Raw genomic sequence first — 16582 nt, 5'->3', positions numbered from 1 at the left:
TCAACACGACAAATACGTAATACATCAGCATTAATTAGACATCTAATAATTTAGAAATTTCGATGACAAACGAGCAAAAAGATCAATTCTAATTAACCGGATAATAAAAACGTTAGTTTGCGCAGATTTTTCATACAAATACACGCTAATGTGTTCATTTTATTGAAGAAGAAAAACTATAATCCAAGCAAATCATTAGTTTGAACACTAATGATTGTTTTATTTTAAAGGATGTATACCTAAGGAACGAAAAAGAGAAGTTTGACGATATTCGCCTGAGCTTAAAGAGTAATACGTTCGATAAAGAACCTGTCGAACGACCATTACTTGGCCTAGGTGCCCTACTCTTCTTGCCAAATTAAGTTTCTTGAAAGCGCTTAGGTATATCAGAAAAAGGAAGTACATATGTCTGACTCAAATTGGCTCAGCGAATTCCCGGAAATGGATGCCTCTGATCTCAGGGCGATTCGCAAAACACTCGACGGCGCCTACAGAGATTTCTCTCGCGAGTATGGTGAACTCATTGAGTCTCTGTTTGATCCGCTCCTGGCGTTTCTTGTCTGGTTTGAAAAACTTCTGATTTCTACACCTTGGTTCATTATTTTAGGTGTCTGCACCACTCTCGTTTATGCCGCTAGCCGCTCTTGGAAACTGGCCGCTGCATGTTTTGGTTCGCTGATTCTGATTGGCTATTTTGGAATGTGGGAAGATACTATGCGCACGCTCAGTATCATCACTGTATGTACTATGCTTGCCATCGCACTTGGTATCCCTATCGGCATCGCTATGGCGCGCTCTAATCGCATTCAGTCGGTGGTAACACCATTACTCGACGTCATGCAAACCATGCCGGCATTTGTGTATCTCATTCCAGTTGTGATGTTATTGGGCATCGGGAAAATTCCTGGCCTTATCGCAGTAGTGATCTACGCGATTCCACCGGTTATTCGTTTAACCAATTTGGGCATTCGTCTAGTTGATAAAGAAGTATTGGAAGCCGCAACCGCATTTGGTGCCAGCACTCGGCAACGGCTTTTTGGGGTTCAGCTTCCGCTTGCAATGCCAACCATCATGGCGGGAATTAACCAAACGATCATGATGGCACTGTCAATGGTGGTCATCGCATCAATGATTGGGGTAAAAGGTTTAGGTCAGCCTGTTCTAAAGTCTATTACCAATCAATATTTCACTCTTGGTCTTCTCAATGGTTTAGCAATTGTCGCCCTAGCAATCCTTTTTGATCGTGCTTCACAAGCGTATGCGAAACGCACTCAAGCTCATTTAGGAGACTCAAAACATGACTAGTCCACTTATCGAAATCAGCGGTCTGTATAAAATCTTCGGCCCCAAGCCCAATAGCGTGATTGAGCGCGTTAAGTTGGGACATAGTAAAGAGCAGGTTTTAACGGAAACGGGCCACACGGTCGGACTAAAAGACATCAACCTGCAAATTCAAAAGGGTGAAATTTTTGTCATTATGGGATTATCCGGTTCTGGAAAATCCACCATGATTCGCCACTTCAACCGATTAATCGATCCAACCATGGGGCAGATTTTGGTAGAAAGGGTGGATGTCATGCAACTTTCGAACAAAGAGCTTGAACAGTTTCGCCGTCACAAGATGTCTATGGTGTTCCAGCGCTTTGGTTTGCTGCCTCATCGCACTGTTATCGACAACATCGCATATGGTTTGGAAGTTCAGGGAATGAATAAAGAGGCGCGCTTAGAAAAAGCAAATGAATGGTTAGAAACCGTTGGACTGACGGGTTATAAGCACCAGTATCCTGCTCAACTATCGGGTGGACAGCAACAGCGTGTGGGCCTTGCACGGGCACAGGCTACCGACGCCGAAATACTGTTGATGGACGAGGCTTTTTCAGCATTGGACCCTCTGATTCGGAGCGAAATGCAAGATCAGCTGGTAGAGCTGCAACAGAAGCTGCACAAAACCATTATTTTCATTACTCATGATTTAGATGAAGCGCTTCGACTTGGCGATCGCATCGCGATTCTTAAAGACGGTGAACTTGTCCAACAAGGTTCACCAGACGAAATTTTACTGCATCCTGCCGATGAGTACGTTGAAGCCTTTGTAAAAGACGTCAATAGAGCGCGAGCACTGACAGTCGAAACGCTGATGCTGCCACCTTCGTACTGTGTTCGCGCTGAAACCATTGAAGATGCACTAAGTGAAATGAAACGTGTTAAACGTGATTATGCCTACCATGAGACCAATGCAGGCTATCAAGGCGTGATAACACAGCAAGGATTGCTAAACGCAGCGAAGTTAACTCATATATCAGATTGGCGTGATGATATCTATGAAGAGGTGCCTATCATCTCTCCACATTTAGCCATTGAGCAAGTGCTGACTGAAGTCATGTCGTGTGAACATTCACTGCCCGTCATCGATGAGCACGGCCATTTGAAAGGCGAATTAAATCGTCAGGTTATTGCGGAGCTGTTTTCTGATCAACGAAGCACAAAACGAGGCACTTCACGCTCAAGCTTCAATAACGTTTCTTAGATGATGTTGATAATACAGCTCACAACAATGTGGGCTGTTATCAATTAACTCGCTCACAATCCCCTTTTAGATATTTGTCTGTGGGCTCAAGCTTGATACCCAAAGCAACATTTACATTGTTCTGATTTTCCTGACAATTTCATGCTCATATCCGGTTTTATTGACATAGTTAGATCATTCTATTGCTTTTTGATGACGCAAATCCTCGATAAATGTCTACTATTACTCTCATACAAAATCTTGATTTAAAGAGGGATAAAATGAAAAAGACAATGTTGGCACTAACAGGCGCGGTAATCATTCTTGCAGGCTGTCAAGATGAGAAACCTGCCGAAACAAGCGCAGTTGAAGTACCTCAGGCAACGGAAACTGAAGTCACCACCAGTGCAGACGTTACGACTGAGACAATTGACACGTTACCAGTAGAAGAAGAACAGGTAATTACTGAAGAGACATTTGTTGACTCTGAACACAACGCACAAAGTGCTCTGGACTGGAACGGCACCTACAAAGGAACACTACCTTGCGCGGATTGTGCTGGTATCGATATGACCATCACACTAAATCAAGATGGCACTTACGTACTTGAAGAAAGCTACCAAGACAAAGAAGACGGTCAATCAAAATCTGAAGGTCAATTCACTTGGGACGCAAATGGCAGCATCGTAACGTTGACAAATGAAGATGCACCAAACCAATACTTTGTTGGTGAAAACGTACTTATGAAGCTAGACATGAATGGCGAAAAAGTAACGGGTGACCTAGCACCACTATACAACTTAACGAAACAGTAAGAAGTTAGTATCAATACCTGATAAATACCCCAAATCCGAGCCACCCCAGCTCGGATTTTTCGTTATTTTAACGAACGCTATTCCAGCAACCTTTCTATTCTGAAGCAACATTCCGCTTCTTACCCTGATTATTCATTACATTTCCATACGCTTTGCCGATAGATGCTTACAACATCATTTTGTACAGTGTTCAAAACAAAACAGAACAACTCGGAAAAATGATGAAAAAAACATTAATTGCACTACTTACTTTGACAGCTGCTGGCTCAGCTTTCGCTGGCGATACTTACATTCGTAACGGTAATATCTACAACAACGAAGGCGGTTGGAACGTAGAAGCTGGTGTGGCTCAAGGCAGCGATCTTTTCAAAGATCAAAAGCATAATACAGCACCAATTCTCAACGGTGGTTACCATGGTGACGACTTTAATGCCGACCTAAGTGGCATTAACTACCGCTTCTTCGGTAACACCAATGAGTTAATCAACATGAGTGCCTACCTTGTAGGTAGCGGTGTAATGCGCGACGGTGATACAGCGAAAAGCCTGAAAGGCACAGATAAACGCCGTTTCGCCGTCGATCTAGGTTTAAACGCAGACTTTACACTGGATCAAAACAACGTCATTTCTACGTACCTTCAGCACGATATCAGTGGTGCTTATAAAGGTTACTTAGCGGGCGCGACTTACTTCCACATCATGAAATTCGGTAGTGTTGATTTTGTTCCTTTTGCTAACCTAACTTATCAAAGTGAAGACTACGTAGATTACTACTTTGGTGTAAAACAACGCGAAGCAAACGCAAACCGCAAAGCATACAAAGGTGATTCAACGGTAAGCTATGGTGTGGGCTACAAACTTGTTATGCCAATCAACGACAACTGGCAAGTAAGCCAAATGACACAATACACGCGCCTAGGCAGCGGTATCAGCAACTCTTCTATCGTTGATAGTGCAAACCAATGGGTTGTTGGCGCAAGTGTGTCGTACAACTTCTAATCCGATACGCCCTTATAAAGCCATCATTTCGATGGCTTTATGCGTTGGACATTTGCATAATCTTGAACACAGACTCTAGTGTGAATGAGCAATCCATAACCTATGTAAGTCGCTATAGCCTGTATTCTTCACCTGCACACCTCGCACTTGCTGTGTTTTTGTCACTTCTTCGTAGCCAACAAACAAAGGCAAATATAGGTACTGATCGCGCAGCGCTTTCTCTAGGTTTAATAAAGACTGTAGCGAGTGCTCATCTGCCATCGCTCTGCGAACCTTTTCTCTATGGCTTAACATCTGGCTTTGATCAAAACTAAAACGCAGTCCAGTTGCTATCGACAGCCATTCGAAGATGCCATATTCAAATGGTGCTTCCATGACTTCCTCAATGAAGAGCAAGTCTGCTTGGTGAGACACTACCTCAGGAAAACTAATGTCATCAATAACAATGATCTCTAACTCTAATCCCGTTGCACGAATCACACTGTGCAACCATTCGGAATGGCGAATTAGACTCGGTATCGTCCAGACAGGTTCAGCTAATACCACTTTACCTTTCAGTTTAGGTATCACACCACCATCTGTTATTGATAAATCTTGCTCATGAGTCTCTAACTGAATGTTGTCAACGGCACTTGGCGCATCATAAATTCGCTTTTGCACATGGATGTAATCAGCGAGTTGATACCAAGTCTCTTTTGTGAGTTGGGATTCCACGCGTTCGCGGTAGGTCACATATGAAAATGCGCTAATTTTTTCCACTTCAACGTGATCGGAGCTTTGGTTAAAGCTCAACATATTTAAGGTTTTAACATCACCATGAGACAGCGTTATTTGATCTAACAATGCGCGTGCTGAAAAATACTCTTTGTGCGCTTCAAGAGTCATACTCTCCTGGTTCCAGCCGCTGATTTTAAATGGTCCAGTCCCTATGTGGTAGGAATAACTAGAACCGAAAGAGACGACATCTCGACACAGAATAGACGCATGAGGAGTTGCTAGCATGTATGGAAACAACTTGTTCGGATGCTTCAATATGATTTTTAAGCAGTTAGATGTTTCTGCAACCACGCTATCAATGCATTGCCAGAGCTCGTGAACTGGTCCTTTTATCTCCCTGAGTCTTTCTATACTCCAAACCACATCCTGTATGTTAAGGGGCTCGCCATCATGGCGATATATGCCTGGCCGCAACCATAACGTCATTACCTTGCCTTCCATTTTCCATTCGTGTGCTAACGATGGCTCGATACCACCATTGGAATTTTGGGTCAGCAATACGTCATAAACGCTTTTCGCGACGTGTAATTCAGTGTGACGGTAAGTATTCGCAGGGTCGATTTTGGATACCCAAGGGTAAGAAGAAATCAAAATAGCGTTATTTGATTCATTCAATCGATTCACTTTTTCAGAAGCGATAGTTAGTGCTCTAACCGCGGTTTGACCGAACCAATCAATAAGTTTCGTTATTGAGTTCATTCTTCCTCTGCCAAGCTCCTCAACCAAAAACTCGGTCATCGCTTGTTGGAGGGAAATATTAATACTGAGACGGCTAGCGTTACTTCGGCCAATCGCAGGTTGCCAATCGACCCAATCGTAAGTGGCAAGCTTTTTCATCACAATAGAAACATTGCGCCTCGACGTGCAAATCACCGCTTCTAGCTCAGAAAGCGTAACAAGGTGATACTGGTGAGGTTCAAAGTGCTTTAACAGTAGATCCAGATACCTAAGATTGACATCGTTCACAAAGATTCCTAAGAGTTATTCCAAAGCAAAAAAATAGCACAGGACGCTTAGCAACTAAACTTCCTGTGCTATATCTAAACAAATTCAAAGCTTGGACTCAGCTCGACCAACAGAAGTCAAAAACGTTTACTAAGCCAAGAGGTAACTTGAATAAGTATTCTTAGAAACGGTAGCTCATACCTACAGAGAATACATTGATGTCTGCATCAACCGTTACTTTTTCATTGCCAAATTTCGCAATGTCTAGCTCAGGCATCATGTATTCCCATTCAACTTGTAGAGCAAAGTTTTCAGTAATAGCGAACTCTGCGCCTAAACCGTACATGCCTGTTACAGTGCTGTCAGAAATGGTGGTATGGCCTGCGCTACCGTCAATCACAGAGTTGCTAATTTTGAATTCAGCATTGAAGTAAGAAAGACCAGCTTTAGCAAAAAGGTTGAAACGATCGCCAATCGGTAGAGTCGCTTTTGGCTGAATCGATAGATACTTCATATCACCAACAGTAACAACTTTGCCGTCTAAAGCATCGTAACCACCAATGGCTGCTTCTAGAGAAATGTATTCGTTGAATTTGTAACCACCGAATACTTTGCCTGAAAGGCTTGAGTCATCTTCAAGTTTAAGTTTAGTGCTAGCGTTAGTACCACCACCATTGATAGAGCCATTAACATCACCAAACGATGCTTGACCTACAGATGCACCAACGTAAGGAGCTGCGTTTGCAACAGAACATGTTGCTAGAAGGGCTGTCATTAGCCATGTTTTTTTAAACATTGTATTTCACTGCCTGTTAATTATTGAGGTTGTGTTTTGCCCATCCTTAAGCATGCCATGCTATCCATTTCACTTGGTTTCAAAACCAAGTGGATGTTAATGAATAAAAACTCAATAAAACATGAAATATTTAGACACAACTTTGCCACTTTCTTTCTTAATTTTGACAATTTAGTCATTTCACAAGCATTGCTGCTTCAACCAGTTAGTGAGTTTGATGATTTCCGCTTGCTTGGCTCGACTCTTTTTATGAATAAAATAAAAGCTGTCGCCGGTTTCCAATCCATGAGAAGGGATGTACACCAAATCGTGCGCTTTATCTCTTTCATTGAGCATAAAATCATTCGCAAATGCGATGCCTTGGTCATAACGCGCCGCCTCTATTGCCAACAACATATGACTAAAATGTTGAACATCGACATCTTTCGGCAAGGTGTAACCGCCCGCTCTGCACCACTCAGCCCAGTCTTTTCCTCTCTCACGATAAATTGAGTCTGTCGACAAAATAGGGTATCGCCAAAGCGCTTCTGGAATCGGTTGATCTTGCAACTCTTTCCAAATTTTATGGCTGCAGACCGGATACAGCGTCTCCGCGTATAACTTTACCGACATGTAGTTTCGCTTTGGCTTTTCTACCGTGATAAAACAATCGCCAACGCTGTCTGTCTGTTCAGGATCACCAACGACCATATTGAGTGTCAGATCGATTTCTGGATGTAAGCGCTTAAAATCAGACAAACGCGGAATAAGCCACTTTACGGCAAGCGAGCTATAAATCGCCAACCGTATGCTGCCTTTGTCCCCTTCTCGCACCTTTTGGCTGGCCATCGCAATTGAGCTAATTGCTGGGCTAATATCCTCTAAATAGCGGGTGCCCGTATCGGACAAAGAGAGCTTTCTGCCTTGACGGATAAATAATGATTCACCCAAATAATCTTCTAATAATCGTATCTGGTGACTAACGGCACTTTGCGTCACATTGAGTTCTTCAGCAGCAAGCGAAAAGCTAGAGTTTCTGGCAACAGATTCAAAACAGTGAACCGCTCTGAGTGGTGGCAATTTCATTATCTAAAAATCTCATACTTAAACTAATAAATATCACTTCACTTCATCCTATGACATCACCTACTCTTTGGCAAAGAAAGAGGAGAGGAAAAAGTGAAAGTTACATCGGTCGGAGCAGCGATGCTGCTATTAATTGTTGGAAATCTCATTGCGGTGCTTTCGGACTCTTTAATTAAAAGTGTCGGAAATGAAGTGCCTATTTTTCAATTTGTCTTTTTCCGACAAATTTCAGCGGTGCTTTTCCTGCTGCCAGTCTACCTGCTAACAAAAAATGCGCCTTTTCTTGAAGGGTTTAAGTGGCATGCTGTTCGCGCTCACGTATGGTTACTTGGTGCAATATTCATGGTTTTGGCGATCTCATCTTTACCGCTCGCAACTGCGAACGCGATCTTTTACGCCGCGCCATTGATCATGTTGCCGCTTGCAGCGATCTTTTTTGGAGAACAGCTATCTAAACAATCGGTCGCGGCTGCGATCATGGGCTTTGCTGGAGTGTTGGTCATCATTCGTCCAGACCAAATCGATTGGGCAGCCATTTCAGCTTTAGTTGTTGCAATTACTTTAGCAATCAATAACTTGCTCATTCGAAAACTGCCAAAAAATCAGTCTGTGATGCAAACATTATTGATGACAAACTTGGCAGGTATTCCAGTAGCCTTCTTGCTTGTTCTGATCGAAGCAGAACCTTGGGACTGGAGTGCTTTCCCTGTTGCTGCTGGCTCAAGTTTGTTCATCATGATTTATGCAGCAACATGTGTCATCGCTTACCGCTCGATCGATAGCAACAAAATTGCCAGCGCTGAATACAGTGGCTTAATTGGTGCCGTGTTTGTGGGATTGATTTGGTTTGGAGAAGTGCCTGATATATTTATGGCAATAGGAACCATTATGATTGTTGTGCCTCTGGTTTGGCTTTCTAAACGAGAGCGTCGCAAGAAAAAGTTGCAAGAGCAACAAGAAGCGCACGTTACTTAAAGTTGTGCTCTAACCCAAAGACTAAAAAACCGAGCCGTAAGTGCTCGGTTTTTTTATGTGGCTCTAATCGGTTTTTACGTAAGCGACTACGTGAGATAAAAACTGCCTTGCAAAGCGATCATTAAACCGGATGCGATATTCATGCTCGGCTTCCGACACTAGACGCCAGCCTTCAGCAAAGTATTCTTTGATATCATCAACCGCCTCTTCTTTATTTTTGATGTGTTTCGCGTTCCACTGATAAGTGCAAGAGACAACGATCAGCCCACCCACATTGGTGGTTTTTTTTAGAGCATTGATCACGCTAAGTGGCGACTCACATTGATCAATCACATTTAAACATACGACTAAATCAAAGCGAGATTGGAGAATATCGAGCTCAAAAGGCTGGTTAATTAGCGTCAAATCAACATGAGCACATTTCTGTACGATATCTCTATTCTCTACCTCTAAAGTGTTTAAGGTGTTCACATCGTGAAGGTAAGTAAGCCCGACGCGTTGTTCTTCTATTAATAGTTGCTTCAAGCCATCCATTAACCTATTTGAAGGCTCCACAAGCGTCGCTTCTTTAAGGTTAGGTAAGCGTTGCACTAGCTCATAATAATTTCTTCCCAGCGCCGCCCCAACCTCAAGTAGGGAATACGGCTGAACGCTGCTTTCGATTACCGCTTGCGCAATAAAATCAGCAACTTGGGAGCAGTGAGGTGATGACAAAAAAGAAAGTGGGACTTGTTTTGAGCGACTGGTTATCATCTCAATCTGTTGCTCCTCAATGAACTTGTCGAACCATTGCGCCTCGAAATAACCAGCCAAACCGTGCTCGGTCAGGTAAAAATCTTCCATGTTTTTTCCGTTCGTACTTTAAGAAAAGTGATTGTATCGAACGCGGAAATTAACGGGTATTTCTGGCCGCACATTCCAATGGGAAAACAGATGAAAACGCCGCTTATGTGAAAAAGCCCTTTCATCTCAAAGATAAAAGGGCTTGTTAATCGCTTCGGTTAAGTCGCTAACTATTGTGGTAGAACAACGTTACCATCTTGAATTGGGAACGTTTTTGTCGCTGGTTTGCTCGCCAAACGAACCGTCGTTGGTGCACCTGAAACTTCGTAAGTGACGTCGTAACCCACTACTTTATCAGATGTCGTATATTCTGTATGACACTGTTTTTTCGTCGTTGTTACTACATCACCTTTTTGCACATTTTCCTGGATCTTACGACCTGTCAGTGCACCAGCAATCGTACCAGCTGCAGTTGCAATCACTTTACCTGAGCCACCACCGATTTGGTTGCCCAGCGCAGCTCCAGCTGCTGCGCCACCAACCGTACCAATAATTTTATTATCATCCGCAGGGGCAACTTGCTCGGTTACTACCACATCTTTACATACTTGGTGCGGCTTTTTCACCGTTTCAGTCACCGCTTCAACCAAAGTAATGTTTGCTTGAGTTGGAGCTGGTGGCGTTTTGTCTTTACAGCCTGCTAGTACAGCAACAACTGCCGTTGCAATTGCGATAGATTTCATATTCATGATTTACATCCCAGTATGGTTTGCTTTGATGAGCGTTATGGTAAATCGCAAAAGGGAAATCACATCAGACGAAAACAAACCCTCTGTTATTAACAAGTAAAGAAACACTGTTTTATAAGGGGTACGTCAAGAAACACTCAGCAGAATGTCAACAGAGCTAAAACTGTATCACTACTGATTATGATTGGACTGGACTAGTCTATGAGATTTATTTTTAAGCCAAGCTCAAAAATAGTTCGTCATCCGTTAAATACTTATGACGGTGGCTTAGATTACGCACGTGCATAAACATAAAATCAGGGAAACCAGGCGCTATAATGTTATTTGGTTCCCAGCATACACCGCCAACAAACACATATCGCCCCTGCTTGCCATCTTCGTGAAGGGGGTTATTAAGAGGAGAAGAAAACTCTGCTCGGCAACCTTCAACCACACAAACAATTTGTCCTTTAAAAAGGCCAATCACGCGCTTTACAAGATTTGCCTTGATACCACACTTCCATGCTTGGCGAGTGGCCATCTCATAGCCATATTTTCGGATCGCTTTCTTTTGCAAATGTACTACTAGGTTCATTTTGACTCCTGATTCAAGCAACTACGTGAAGCCCAAAGTCATAAAAGCAGATAGACGTCTATACCCGAGTGAGCTCATGGTACGTGGGAATAAACTACGTGATTAGACTGCGTTTAGTGTCGGATGAGATACACCGTCCACGATGCTGTAACGTATCGATTTACACCTATCAAAGGCAGATAACACATCAACTTTTGAGTGCTTTCCTGCGCTGTATCTGGTTACTTCTGTATATTACTATAACGAAATCACCCTCCACGTTTACCTATATAAATTTGTCGTAACGATAGAGGGTGCTTATCATGGAGAGAGGATAACGCCTACGCGTCGATGAGATAATTTTGACCTTCAGTTTCTAAACGATCAATCATTTTACGACACTCATTTAAATCAAGAGGTTGTTCAAAGCGGCGCTTGAGATTCATCAAAAAGAAGATATCTTCACACATGGCTTTCTCAGGTTCGTCACTGATTTTGGCGACCGGTGAACCATTGCACGTGACCATTTTTATCACGATAGAAAGTGGCTGGTAGGCTTCACCATCTTTATTGACATAATCACCCATATCATTGGCAAGAAAAGTACCGATACCAAAACTCACCTGAATACGTCCTTGGAAATACTCGCAAATATCTAACGCTTGTTCGAAGTTAAGTCCGTCGGTAAACACCAGTGTTTTTGTTAATGGGTCTATATTCAGCGACTGGTAGTGTGCAATCATTTTTTCACCCCAGCTATAAGGGCAACCACTATCGTGACGTACACCGAAGTACGCGTTACTTAGTTCTTCATCAAAGTCTTTAAGGAAAGCATCGATACCAATCGTATCGGTTAACGCAATACCTAGTGCACCATTAAACATTTTTTGCCAACGTTGCAACGCCACTTTTTGCGAATCTCGCACATTCACCAGAGCTTGGTGTCCCATAAACCATTCATGAGCAACGGTGCCGATAGGCGTCAAATTCAGCTCTTTTGCTAAGTGATAGTTGCTTGTTCCTGTCAAACATTCCGGCACTTCCTGGCACAAATATTCCAGCATAGTGCGCTGAGCTTGGAAGGAAAAACGTCGACGCGTCGACATGTCAGAAAATTTAAAGTTAGTGATGTTACGACGTTTTAGTTCCGACTTTAGGTGCCGAACTTTCTCTTCTAAAACAGTGGTAAATTGCGCAACAGGGATATCTGACCAACGCTGACGGCTACGAACTTCAGACACGATGCTCATGATGATCGTTTCGTACAAGATGGTATCTCGCCACAAACCGTTAATGGTAATTCTTAACTGGCTTGAGCCATCAGCCATGGCTTTATTATGGAAAGAGACATCACTTTGTGGGTTGAAACGGAAATGGCGCAGTGCATCAACAAAGTCAGGATTCAGGTAAGGCGCGACACGCTTAATATATTCAATTTCTTCTTGCGTAAATTGAATATCTTGCAGTTTAAGGACTTCGGCTTTTACCTCGGGCAAAAGCTCAGAGAGGTCTTCCTCACTGCGCACGATAAACTTATATGACACCATCGCATCAGGGTAAAGCGCTGTTACAGCGCTCATCATATTGACTTTGTAGACATCGAAATCCAAAGCGCTTTGAATGATGCGGGAAGAAAATAGTTTGGTGGTCATTAGGTGCCCTTCTACATGCCCTTCCTGGGTATATAACTTTTTGTTACTAACTAATTTGCGTAAACAATAAACACCCATCTATAGTTTGTCAACTTTTGTTACTAACCACTCATTTTTATAAGGTTTTTTTGTCTAGAATTCGAGCAAGCATTGTGAATAAGTCAGAGTCAACCGTAAATTTATGCTCAAATCGTATTACGAACACTACCTAAAACGTTTCTAACAACTCGTTACTTACCCATTGATTGACCACTTGTTATGCGCTAGATTATTTACAAATCAATATTAGGACCCAACCATGATCGTATCTGTCGACATTATTCCATTCAGGCTATCTGGCTGTGCCGATAAGGGATTGGAAGTGTTGTTGATTAAACGTTCAAATCCAAATCGGCCATACCATGGAGTCTGGGCACTACCGGGCGGATTTGTCTTTGATAAAGACTTAACCAGTGAAGGCGGACGCCCGGCCGATGAAAACTTTGAAGCGGCGCGTCGCCGAATTTGCCGTGAGAAAATCCATACCTACCCTCGCCATTTTAGCGAAGCATTTATCGACGGTGATCCAAAGCGCGATCCAGAAGACTGGAGCTTAAACATTACGCACTACGCCTTAGTTGATCGTAACAATGTAGAGCAAATAAATAATGCAGGTGTACCGGAATGCCAACTTAAATGGTTTTCGCTACAGGCTATTCTCAATGGAGAAGAAACCCTCGCATTTGATCATCAAAAAACCATTGAAAAAGCGTGGCAAAAGCTTCGTGCATCCATTGAATACACATCGGTTCTTTTGTTTGCATTAGACAAAGAGTTTTTGGTTGCGGACATCATTTCTGCTTATCAAGAGTTTGGTATTGATATCAGCCGAATGACGATTAAGCGCCGCTTGATAGATTCGGGCGTACTAAAACCCACTAATAAAGTCGCTTCTACCAACAAAGGTAAAGGTGGAAAACCCGCAATGGTATATACGCTGACTAGCGACGAAGTAACCTTTTTTCAAAACTGTTTGCGTGGATAAACGCAGACAATCAGACAGACAAGGAGTCTGCCATGACTGTTCGAGTAAACTATCAAACTACAGCAGTGATCGACGTTGATCCAGAGAAAGGCTTTAGTGAGTTATGTTCAGATGAACTGCCCGTTGCAGGTGCGTTGGAAATCGTACCGGAACTTTTGAACAATCATGCCAAAGGCCGATTAAAACTGGTCAGTCGTGACTTGCACCCACCGAAAGCAAAATGGGATGCAGAATCGCCAGCCAATATGCTTGAGCCCGTTGGTTTACCGAATGTGGATATAAAGTGGAACCGTCACTGTGTGCTTGGCACAACAGGTTCTGAGCTGCTAGATGGCTTACCACCCGTGTTGGACTACGATTTTCAAGTTAATAAAGGTATGGATCCTGACGCACACCCTTACGGTATTTTTTTCCATGATATTGCCGACACCAAAACGACAGGTGCGCATGAATTTCTAAAGTTCAACGGGATTGATACCTTAGTTATCGGTGGCCTTGCCTTAGACTTTTGCGTGAAAAAATCCGTCATGCAAGCGCTGGAACTTGGCTACAATGTGGTAGTTAATCTTGCTTCAACTCGTGCGGTGCTGCCTGATAATGTAGAGAATGTGCTGACAGAGCTCAGAGATAATGGCGCATTATTTGTCGAAAAAGCGGACGACATCATCGTAGAAAAGTTCGCCTAGAAACGATAGTAACCGAGAAGGATTTCACCATGCATCAACATGAAAAATTGAATTACGTTGAATTTGGTTCCACTAATGTCAGTGCGACTAAACAATTTTTTGAGCGTGCTTTTGACTGGAGCTTTACCGATTATGGTCCAGAATATTCTGCATTTTCAGGACAAGGATTGGATGGCGGATTCTTCAAATCTGAGTTTATAAACCAAATCGCAAATGGTGGCGCACTTTTAGTATTTTATAGCTCAGACATTCAGGCCACTCAGACAAAAGTAGAGCAGCATGGTGGAAAAATTATCCGCCCTATTTTCGAATTCCCCGGCGGCTGTCGATTCCACTTCACTGAACCGAGTGGAAATGAATTCGCAGTATGGTCAGAGAGCCATTAAGTGATCACAAATCAACAACACACCATCAACGTGAGCCCAAGCTAGCCAGATCCGGAACTGGCATTACATTTCTGGTTGACCTCATCCTTGGTTTAATTCACTGTTAGCGCAACAATTAATCGATGAGGCGCTAGACCTCGACCAAGGATGTCAAATGACTGCCGTCAGTTTTTTTCGCTTACTCTGCCTCGCTGCTATTTGGGGTGGCTCGTTTCTGTTTATGCGAGTCGCCGCCAACACATTCGGGCCGGCTTACTTAATCGAATTTCGAGTTACATTTGCCGCCATCGCTTTGTTATTGATCGCCGTATATTTGAAGAAGAAACTCACGTTAACTGCGCATACTAAACACTTCTTTATTATTGGCTTATTCAATAGCGCAGTTCCATTTTTACTCTTTGCGTACGCAGCCCAGACACTGAATGCATCAACTTTAGCAATATTGAACTCAACCGCCCCAATATGGGGAGCACTAGTTGGCTTTGTTTGGTACCGCAGCCCACTCACAGCGAAATCTGTTCTCGGTATGCTAATAGGCATTGGAGGCGTTGCAGTCTTGGTCGGCTTAGATACTTCAACCATAGGTGAAGAAGCCATGCTCCCTATTGCCGCCAGTTTGATGGCTTCTTTCAGCTATGGCATTGCTACCAACTACACTAAAAATGCGCCACAAGTACCTGCTTTTGATAATGCTCACGGCAGCATGTGGGCGGCGGTTATTTGGGTACTGCCGCTGCTACCATTCTTACCAATGCGTGCAGAACCAAGTCATTTCGAATGGAGCTCTGTTGTCACGCTCGGCGTTGTATGCACAGGGTTCGCTTATTTGCTCTATTTCCGCTTAGTTTCTGATATCGGCCCAGCGTCAGCACTGACTGTCACTTTTCTTGTTCCTGTTTTTGGTATCTTATGGGGCTACTTGGTGCTAGATGAGCCCGTCGGCTCTAACACCATCATAGGAACAATTCTAGTGCTTAGCGGCACTATGCTAGTCACCGGTTTCTCCCCAACAGCAATGCTCGCGAAGAGAAAACGAAGCGTGGCTTAATCAGCCTAATATAACTTCCACACCTCGCTTTTTGATTTGTTCAAGGTCGCTTTTCGGAGCGGCTTTGTCAGTCAGCAGCACTGATATTTCGTCAGTCTTACCAATTGATGAGGGATAAATTTGCCCAAATTTACTAGAATCCGTTAGAACAATATTGCGCCTTTTTTTCGCAATGATGGTTTCTGCAATCTCAGCGCGCATCATGTCGCGGCTAGTAAAGCCAGTGTCTTGATGGAAGCCGTCAATACCCAAGAAGGCCGTGCTGAAATGAATGTTCTCAATACACAACTTAGTCAGCGGTCCGACCAAGCTCTCGCCTTGGTGCTGATACACGCCACCAAGCAAGATAATGTTGGCAGAAGTGTTACGGATGAGATGGGCGATATACGCCGATGGCGTAATAATGGTCACATCGCCGCGCTCAGCCAATGTCCGAGCCAACAACGCATTGGCACTGCCTCCTTCAATCAGCACTGTCTCATTCGGTGCGACCAAATCCGCAGCTTGGTTTGCGAGCGATTGTTTAATATCGAAACGTACTTCTAGGCGGGCATCAATGTCATCACTTTGCAACGCGGTAGCTGCGCCGTGAACGCGCTTTAGGTAGCCCTGTTGCTCCAGAAAGTTCAAATCCTGTCTGATGGTCACGCCCGACACGCCAATGATGTCAGAAAGCTCCGTGACTTGAACGCGTTTACGGTCGTTCACTAATTGCAGAATTTCATTTTGTCTTGGGTTCACAGATTCGCTCCTTATTGATGAGCTTACAGTATACTCACCTGATGTTTCATATGAAAAGAACTTGAAAGTAAAAAGGAAAAAGC

17 protein-coding genes are annotated in these 16582 nt (G+C 43.4%); 9 read left to right on the top strand and 8 right to left on the bottom strand.

The features are described 5' to 3' along the window. Positions 1 to 405: 405 nt before the first annotated feature. From R7Q09_RS05555 to ompV, 4 genes are all read left to right on the top strand, one after another. On the top strand, positions 406 to 1305 hold the full coding sequence (locus R7Q09_RS05555; protein WP_005373926.1) for an ABC transporter permease: 900 nt from the start codon (positions 406 to 408) through the stop codon (positions 1303 to 1305). Next, positions 1298 to 2527, top strand: a complete 1230-nt coding sequence (locus tag R7Q09_RS05550) for a glycine betaine/L-proline ABC transporter ATP-binding protein (protein ID WP_318070581.1) — start codon at positions 1298 to 1300, stop codon at positions 2525 to 2527. Before R7Q09_RS05555 ends, R7Q09_RS05550 begins: the two co-directional genes overlap by 8 nt. A gap of 260 nt (positions 2528 to 2787) precedes the next feature. Continuing rightward, complete coding sequence (locus R7Q09_RS05545; protein ID WP_005373930.1) at positions 2788 to 3321, top strand: copper resistance protein NlpE; 534 nt, start codon at positions 2788 to 2790, stop codon at positions 3319 to 3321. 221 nt (positions 3322 to 3542) lie between these two features. Continuing rightward, positions 3543 to 4319: an outer membrane protein OmpV gene (gene ompV, locus R7Q09_RS05540; RefSeq protein WP_262658203.1), complete on the top strand. Its 777-nt coding sequence runs from the start codon at positions 3543 to 3545 to the stop codon at positions 4317 to 4319. 75 nt (positions 4320 to 4394) lie between these two features. Here ompV and R7Q09_RS05535 read toward each other — a convergent pair whose 3' ends face one another. The 3 genes from R7Q09_RS05535 to R7Q09_RS05525 form a co-directional block, all read right to left on the bottom strand. Beyond that, a complete protein-coding gene (locus R7Q09_RS05535) occupies positions 4395 to 6062 on the bottom strand; it encodes an ABC transporter substrate-binding protein (RefSeq protein WP_253657279.1) in 1668 nt (555 codons plus the stop codon). Between the two features lie 160 nt (positions 6063 to 6222). Further along, positions 6223 to 6837: an outer membrane beta-barrel protein gene (locus R7Q09_RS05530; RefSeq protein WP_005373936.1), complete on the bottom strand. Its 615-nt coding sequence runs from the start codon at positions 6835 to 6837 to the stop codon at positions 6223 to 6225. Positions 6838 to 7017: 180 nt separating this feature from the next. Next, complete coding sequence (locus tag R7Q09_RS05525) at positions 7018 to 7902, bottom strand: LysR family transcriptional regulator (protein ID WP_005387224.1); 885 nt, start codon at positions 7900 to 7902, stop codon at positions 7018 to 7020. 93 nt (positions 7903 to 7995) lie between these two features. Here R7Q09_RS05525 and R7Q09_RS05520 point away from each other — a divergent pair, with 93 nt between their 5' ends. Then, positions 7996 to 8877, top strand: coding sequence for a DMT family transporter (locus R7Q09_RS05520; protein WP_005373940.1), 882 nt, complete (start codon positions 7996 to 7998; stop codon positions 8875 to 8877). 63 nt (positions 8878 to 8940) lie between these two features. Here R7Q09_RS05520 and R7Q09_RS05515 read toward each other — a convergent pair whose 3' ends face one another. From R7Q09_RS05515 to pncB, 4 genes are all read right to left on the bottom strand, one after another. After that, positions 8941 to 9720, bottom strand: a complete 780-nt coding sequence (locus R7Q09_RS05515) for a methyltransferase domain-containing protein (RefSeq protein ID WP_318070580.1) — start codon at positions 9718 to 9720, stop codon at positions 8941 to 8943. 170 nt (positions 9721 to 9890) lie between these two features. Further along, positions 9891 to 10409, bottom strand: a complete 519-nt coding sequence (locus tag R7Q09_RS05510) for a glycine zipper 2TM domain-containing protein (RefSeq protein WP_005373945.1) — start codon at positions 10407 to 10409, stop codon at positions 9891 to 9893. A 214-nt stretch (positions 10410 to 10623) separates the two neighbouring features. Further along, positions 10624 to 10983: a hypothetical protein gene (locus R7Q09_RS05505; RefSeq protein WP_033906302.1), complete on the bottom strand. Its 360-nt coding sequence runs from the start codon at positions 10981 to 10983 to the stop codon at positions 10624 to 10626. 320 nt (positions 10984 to 11303) lie between these two features. Then, positions 11304 to 12614: a nicotinate phosphoribosyltransferase gene (gene pncB, locus R7Q09_RS05500; protein ID WP_042523435.1), complete on the bottom strand. Its 1311-nt coding sequence runs from the start codon at positions 12612 to 12614 to the stop codon at positions 11304 to 11306. 298 nt (positions 12615 to 12912) lie between these two features. On the opposite strand from pncB, the gene R7Q09_RS05495 reads away from it, so the two are divergent. The 4 genes from R7Q09_RS05495 to R7Q09_RS05480 all read left to right on the top strand — a co-directional run bounded on the left by R7Q09_RS05495 (position 12913) and on the right by R7Q09_RS05480 (position 15758). Next, positions 12913 to 13638 (top strand): NUDIX domain-containing protein, encoded by a 726-nt coding sequence (locus R7Q09_RS05495; protein ID WP_005373953.1) that lies wholly within the window; start codon positions 12913 to 12915, stop codon positions 13636 to 13638. A 32-nt stretch (positions 13639 to 13670) separates the two neighbouring features. Next, positions 13671 to 14324, top strand: coding sequence for an isochorismatase family protein (locus tag R7Q09_RS05490; protein ID WP_318070579.1), 654 nt, complete (start codon positions 13671 to 13673; stop codon positions 14322 to 14324). A 29-nt stretch (positions 14325 to 14353) separates the two neighbouring features. Continuing rightward, entirely contained in the window at positions 14354 to 14710 is a 357-nt protein-coding gene (locus tag R7Q09_RS05485; RefSeq protein ID WP_033906300.1) for a VOC family protein, read from the top strand. 154 nt (positions 14711 to 14864) lie between these two features. Continuing rightward, positions 14865 to 15758, top strand: a complete 894-nt coding sequence (locus R7Q09_RS05480; RefSeq protein ID WP_262649074.1) for a DMT family transporter — start codon at positions 14865 to 14867, stop codon at positions 15756 to 15758. Here the strand turns inward: R7Q09_RS05480 and R7Q09_RS05475 are convergent, their stop codons facing one another. After that, on the bottom strand, positions 15759 to 16499 hold the full coding sequence (locus R7Q09_RS05475) for a DNA-binding transcriptional regulator YciT (RefSeq protein ID WP_017635127.1): 741 nt from the start codon (positions 16497 to 16499) through the stop codon (positions 15759 to 15761). Positions 16500 to 16582: the final 83 nt, after the last annotated feature.

This window comes from Vibrio sp. 2130-1, from assembly GCF_033339515.1.
Note: the sequence above shows the minus strand (reverse complement) of the source record. Positions and strands in the feature narration are given on the sequence as shown.